At 63.3% G+C, this 6,043-nt stretch carries 4 protein-coding genes and 1 pseudogene; 3 read left to right on the top strand and 2 right to left on the bottom strand.

The window, feature by feature from the left end; genetic code table 11:
• A pseudogene (locus B3873_RS21300) lies at positions 1 to 1,700 on the bottom strand (indolepyruvate ferredoxin oxidoreductase family protein); the annotation flags it as partial.
• A gap of 563 nt (positions 1,701 to 2,263) precedes the next feature.
• Between B3873_RS21300 and B3873_RS21295 the strand changes: the two are divergent.
• Both B3873_RS21295 and B3873_RS21290 read left to right on the top strand, forming a co-directional pair.
• Positions 2,264 to 3,184, top strand: coding sequence for a sensor domain-containing diguanylate cyclase (locus tag B3873_RS21295; protein WP_329800587.1), 921 nt, complete (start codon positions 2,264 to 2,266; stop codon positions 3,182 to 3,184).
• 91 nt (positions 3,185 to 3,275) lie between these two features.
• Positions 3,276 to 4,166, top strand: a complete 891-nt coding sequence (locus B3873_RS21290; protein ID WP_286868893.1) for a PhzF family phenazine biosynthesis protein — start codon at positions 3,276 to 3,278, stop codon at positions 4,164 to 4,166.
• A gap of 9 nt (positions 4,167 to 4,175) precedes the next feature.
• Here B3873_RS21290 and B3873_RS21285 read toward each other — a convergent pair whose 3' ends face one another.
• Complete coding sequence (locus B3873_RS21285; RefSeq protein ID WP_286868891.1) at positions 4,176 to 5,099, bottom strand: LysR family transcriptional regulator; 924 nt, start codon at positions 5,097 to 5,099, stop codon at positions 4,176 to 4,178.
• Between the two features lie 142 nt (positions 5,100 to 5,241).
• Between B3873_RS21285 and B3873_RS21280 the strand changes: the two genes are divergently transcribed.
• Positions 5,242 to 6,027: an SDR family NAD(P)-dependent oxidoreductase gene (locus B3873_RS21280; protein WP_121045657.1), complete on the top strand. Its 786-nt coding sequence runs from the start codon at positions 5,242 to 5,244 to the stop codon at positions 6,025 to 6,027.
• Positions 6,028 to 6,043: the final 16 nt, after the last annotated feature.

The raw sequence follows: 6,043 nt of genomic DNA, 5'->3' as shown, positions 1-6,043 counted from the left end.
CCGGTCATGGCCACGGCATCGTTGTACAGCAACTTGTAGGTAATATTCACGCCTGCTGAAACGCTGGCCCGAATGGCCAGAATACCCGAGTGAAAATAGGTGCCATCGCCCAGGTTGGCGAATACGTGCGGTACTTTGGAGAAGGGCGCTTGCCCGATCCAGGGCGCGCCCTCGCCGCCCATGTGCGTGGTCAGCTTGTTGAATTCCGGATAGATGGCGGTGGCCATGACGTGACAGCCGATCCCGGCCAGCGCGAAGCTGCCCTCGGGCACGCGCGTGGACGTATTGTGCGGACAGCCCGAGCAATAGTAAGCCGGACGCGGCGGCGTGTTGACGGCCTTGGTCAGCACCGCATCCTTGGCATCGAGGAAGGCCAGGCGCGCCTTGATCAGGTCACTGGTATGGAAGCGCGCAATGCGCGCGGCGATCACGCGGGCGATCTGCGCCACCGAGAAATCGGCCTTGGAGGTCAGCAGCCATTCGCCGCGCGGGGCCACCCATTCGCCCTTCTCATCGAACTTGCCGATCACGCGCGGACGGACATCGTCGCGCCAGTTGTAGAGTTGCTCCTTCAACTGGTATTCGACCATCTGGCGCTTTTCTTCCACCACCAGGATTTCATCGAGGCCCTGTGCGAATTCGCGCACGCCATCCGGCTCCAGCGGCCAGGGCATGGAGACCTTGAACAGACGCAGCCCGATCTCGGCCGCAAAGGCCTCATCGATCCCCAGTTCCGACAAGGCTTCCAGCACATCCAGATACGACTTGCCTGAAGCGATGATGCCAAGGCGCGCACGGGGACTGTCGATCATCACGCGGTTGAGGCGGTTGGCGCGGGCGTAGGCCAGCGCGGCATAGATCTTGTAATCCTGCATCAGCGCTTCCTGCTTGCGCGCCTGCACGCCCAAGGTATCGGTGGACAGCCGTGCATTGAGTCCGCCCGCAGGCATGACGAAATCGGTCGGCAGACGGATGTCGACGCGGAAAGGATCGGCATCCACCGAAGCGCTCGATTCCACCGTGTCTGCCAGCGCCTTGAAACCCACTACGCAGCCGGAATAACGCGACATGGCCCAGCCATGCAGGCCCAGGTCCAGGTATTCCTGCACGTTGCAGGGATAGAGCATCGGGATCATCGATGCCGAGAAGATGTGGTCCGACTGATGCGGCAGGGTCGAGGAATAGGCGCCGTGGTCATCCCCGGCCACCAGTAGCACGCCGCCCTGGGCGGAGGTGCCGGCGTGGTTCATGTGCTTGAGCACATCGCCGCAGCGGTCCACGCCGGGCCCCTTGCCGTACCACATGGCATAGACGCCGTCATAGTCGGAAGGACCGATCAGCCTGACCTGCTGCGTGCCCCAGACGGCGGTGGCGGCCATGTCTTCGTTCACGCCCGGCTGGAACTTCACGCGGTGCGCGGCCAGGTGCGGCTGGGCATGCCAGAGGGCTTCATCCAGTCCGCCCAGGGGCGAGCCGCGATAGCCCGAAATGAACCCGGCCGTGTTGAGGCCCGCCGCACGGTCGCGGATCTGCTGCAGCATCGGCAGGCGCACCAGCGCCTGGATGCCGGAAAGATAGATGGCGCCTTCGGTGGCGGTGTATTTGTCGTCCAGACTGACAGGTGCCAGTCCGGAAGTGTCTGAAACTGTACCGGTACGGTTACCTGTCCGGTCAGTCAAGTGTGCGGTGACGGTATGCAAGCCGTCTGTCGCGGGGGTGCCGGGTGTCTGGTCGAGGACCGGCGAGTGAGCGCTCACTGGGGTCACAGCCTGTGCGCAGTCGCGAACGCCTTCTACGGTTGGCGTCGCCGCTGCGGCAGGCTCAGCTGCCGAACGGAATTGCATTGCTTGTCTCCAAAATTTTTGTTTCAGATAGCGTCTGCCATTACTGCACCGGGTACGGCACATCACTGCCAGACACATCGACCGTGGTAGCGGTCCACACAACAATCTCCGTTTCGAAAACTGCTGTGACTGAAGTCTATCCGCAGGAGCGGGGAAGGCGGAAATACCGAATGAGGATAGGGGTATAAGGAAAAACGATAGCCCTGCGAGCAGGGTGCGCAGCGATTTCCGGCGATTGCCCTGCGGAAACGTGAGTGGACAGCTGCACGCTTGAGCGCATTTTTTCATCGCCCTGACAGCAAGACGCGTTATGCTTGCCGGCAAATTTTTTGTGCTGCCTTGTAGCAGCATTTCCCGACATCAACTCCATTACCACCACCTCGCGACCAGGAATCATGAGCAATTCGATCCAAGAACAGATGGAACCCGACAGCGCCGTCTACAAAACCCTGCTGGAATCAACCAAGGCGATTCCCTGGAAGATCGACTGGAGCACCATGCAGTTCGCCTACATCGGCCCGCAGATCGAACAACTGCTGGGCTGGACCCCGGAAAGCTGGAAGACGGCCGACGACTGGGCCATGCGCATCCATGCGGAAGACCGCGAGGCCGTGGTCAACTTCTGCATCTCGCAATCCAAGGCCGGTGCCGATCACGAAGCCGACTACCGCGCCCTGACCCGCGATGGCGAGCACATCTGGATCCGCGACGTGGTGCACGTGGTGCGCAATCCCGATGGCAGCCCCAATGCGCTGATCGGCTTCATGTTCGACATCACCGAACGCAAGAAGACCGAGGCACGCCTGGTTGAGCTGCAGAAGGAGCTGGAGGCACTGTCCTATCGCGATGGCCTGACCAACGTGGCCAATCGCCGCATGTTCGATTCGGCGCTGGAAGTGGAATGGGCCAATGCGGTCAACACGCGTGCGCCGCTGTCGATGATCATGCTCGACATCGATTACTTCAAGCAGTACAACGACCATTACGGCCACATCCGGGGTGACGAATGCCTCAAGCAAGTGGCCCAGCTGCTGAGCCAGAGCGCGACCCGCAGCCGCGATTTCTTTGCCCGCTATGGCGGCGAGGAATTCGTGCTGATCCTGCCGGATTGCGACGAGAAGGCCGCCCTGCAAGTGGCCCAGCGCTGCCGCGCAATCATCAACGCGGCCGCCATCCCGCACGCCAAGTCGCAGATCTCGACCCACATCACCATCAGCCAGGGCGTGACCACCATCGTGCCTTCGCCGATGGACCAGCGCATCGCCTTCCTGGAACAGGCCGACCGCCGCCTGTACCGCGCCAAACAGTTGGGCCGTGACTGTATTGGCGTGGGAGACTGAACTGTACCTGTCTCGCAGTGAAGGCCGTGGCTACAATCGGCCTTCCTGCTTCCGCCATGCGGAAGTTTTCTGACCCTGCTGCGAGACCTCCATGCCTGCCACCTACGCCTACCGCCTGCTCAACGTCTTCGCCGAATCCACCTTCGGCGGCAACCCCCTGTGCGTATTCGAGGAAGCGCGCGGCCTGGATGAGGCCACCATGCTGGCGCTGGCCCTGCAATTCAATCTCTCCGAAACCACCTTCATCCTGCCCTCGGCGGTGGCCGATGCGCGGGTGCGCATCTTCACCACCGGCTACGAGATGCCCTTCGCGGGCCATCCCACGCTGGGCACGGCGCAGGTGGTGCGTGATCTGCTGGGAACGGGTGACGCGCTGCGTCTGGAGTTCAAGGCCGGCGTGGTCCCGGTGCATGCCGAGGGGGATGTCTGGACCTTCACCGCCCCCTGCCCCGGCGGCCCGCGCACTGCGCCATCGCCGCTTTCGCGTGCCGAAGTGGCCGCCCTGCTGGCGCTGGAGGAGAGCGACCTGGCCGCCGATCCGATCTGGGTCGATACCGGGGCCGACCAATTCCTGATCCCCCTGCGCTCGCCCGCAGCGGTGCGCCGTGCCCGGCCCGACAGCGGACTGCTGGAGCGCTGGCCGGCGAGCAGTCTGGGACGCAAGACGGCCTATGTGTTCGCCTTCGATGAGGATGCACCAGGCCAGGTGCTGGCCCGCTACTTCTTCACCAAGCAAGGCGGCGGAGTGGCCGAAGATCCGGGCACCGGCTCGGCCTGCGCCAATCTGGGCGGCTGGCTCATTGCCACCGGTGCCACCCTGCCCGCCCACTACGCCATCGACCAGGGCGCGGCGGTCGATCGACCCTCGCGGCTGCGCCTGACCGTCAATGCGGATGGGGCAATCCAGGTCGGCGGCCGCGTCATCGAGATCGGACGCGGCACGGTCACCATCGATCCGGTCGGACAGACCATGCTGGCCTGAGCGGGCCGCTCAGCGTGTGAGGCCGCCCTCCTGCGTGAGCGGAAAGATCAGCGCATGCAGCCAGTCCATGAACTCCGCCAGCCGTGCCGGTACATGGCGCCGACTGGCATAGAGCAGGTTGATGGGCATGGGCGCCGGACGATATTGCGGCAACACTTCCACCAGCTTGCCGCCGTCGAGCATCTTGCGTTTCTGCGCGCCCACCAGCGGCAGCTGGATCAGGCCCAGGCCGGCCTGGCAAGCGGCGTAATAGGTCTCCGTACTGTTGACCGTGACGCTGCCGGCCATGGGCAGCGTACGGGTCTGTGTGCCGTCGAACCACTCCCATCCCGGTGAACGTCCGCCCAGCACCTGGCGGTAGTGCACCAACTGGTGATGGGCCAGATCCTCCAGGCTGCGCGGTGTGCCGTGCCGTTTCAGGTAGGCGGCGCTGGCGCAGTTGATCTGCACCAGATGGCCGATGGGCCGCGCCACCAGCGAGGAATCGTCCAGCGTGCCGGTCCGCAGCACGCAATCAAAACCTTCTGCCACCAGATCGACGCGACGGTCGCTGGCTGACAGCTCGATCTCCAGTTGCGGATGCTGCACCAAAAAAGTCGGCAAGGCCGGCAGCACCACTTCGCGCGCCATGGCACTGGACATGTCAACCCGCAGCTTGCCGCTCAAGGGCTGCCCGCCCGCACGGAACATGCCGCGCAGAGATTCGAATTCATCCAGCAAATCCTGGCTGCGCCGGTAGAAGGCTTCGCCATCGGCGGTCAGCTGCACGCGCCGCGTGGTGCGCTGGAGCAGGCGCGTGCCCAGCATCTGTTCCAGCTGCTGCACCGCCAGCGAGACGCTGGCATTGGGCAGGCCGAGCTGGCGCGCCGCACCGCTGAAACTGGCCAGTTCGGCCACGCGCTGGAAGATCTTGAGGGTGTCCAACTGGTTCATGTGCCCGCCTGATTATTATTCAATTCTGAAAAGTCTAATAGTAAATCCGAAATTTATTCTGGAATTTCTTCTCAATATACTGGGCTCCGTGGTCTTGCAACATCCCCTGCATTGCTTTCCTCAACGACTTCAGGAGCCTCACATGAACGCAGCAACCGCTTCCAGCAACACTACTCCCCGCATCGCCCTGATCACCGGCGGCAGCCGCGGCCTGGGCAAGAACGCCGCCCTGCACCTGGCCCGCGAAGGCGTGGGTATCCTCCTGACATATGTCGGCAACCGTACTGCTGCCGATGCCACGGTGTCAGAAATCGAAGCCCTCGGTGTACCGGCGGTGGCCCTGCAACTGGACTTGGCCGACAGCGCAAGTGTGCCGGCCTTTGCACAACAAGTGTCCGATGCACTGTACCGGGTCTGGCAGGTCCGCCAGTTCAACTATCTGGTCAACAACGGCGGCATGGGCATCTATGGCCCGATCGCCGAGACCAGCGAAGCGGACTTCGATGCGCTCTACAAGGTGCATCTCAAGGGACCGTTCTTCCTGACCCAGGCGCTGCTGCCGCTGCTGGCCGATGGTGGCCGCATCATCAACATCTCCAGCGGGCTGGCCCGCTTCACCCTGCCGGGCTATGCAGCCTATGCCGCCATGAAGGGCGGCGTGGAAGTGATGACGCGCTACATGGCCAAGGAATTCGGCGCGCGTGGCATCGCCGTCAACACCGTGGCACCGGGCGCCATCGAGACCGATTTCGGCGGCGGCCGCGTGCGTGACAACGCCGAACTGAACGCCTTCATTGCCGGCCAGACCGCGCTGGGCCGGGTCGGCGTGCCGGATGACATCGGCGCGGCAATCGCTTCGCTGCTGCGGGAGGACAATGGCTGGATCACCGCCCAGCGTGTGGAGGTGTCGGGCGGAATGTTCATCTGAACGGAACAATGCTTCA

Origin of the sequence: Herbaspirillum sp. UBA812 (genome assembly GCF_002296545.1) — a bacterium.
Classification (GTDB): Bacteria; Pseudomonadota; Gammaproteobacteria; order Burkholderiales; family Burkholderiaceae_D; genus Herbaspirillum; species Herbaspirillum huttiense.
The sequence above is the reverse complement of the archived record's forward strand: the minus strand, read 5'-3'. Positions and strand labels throughout refer to the sequence as shown.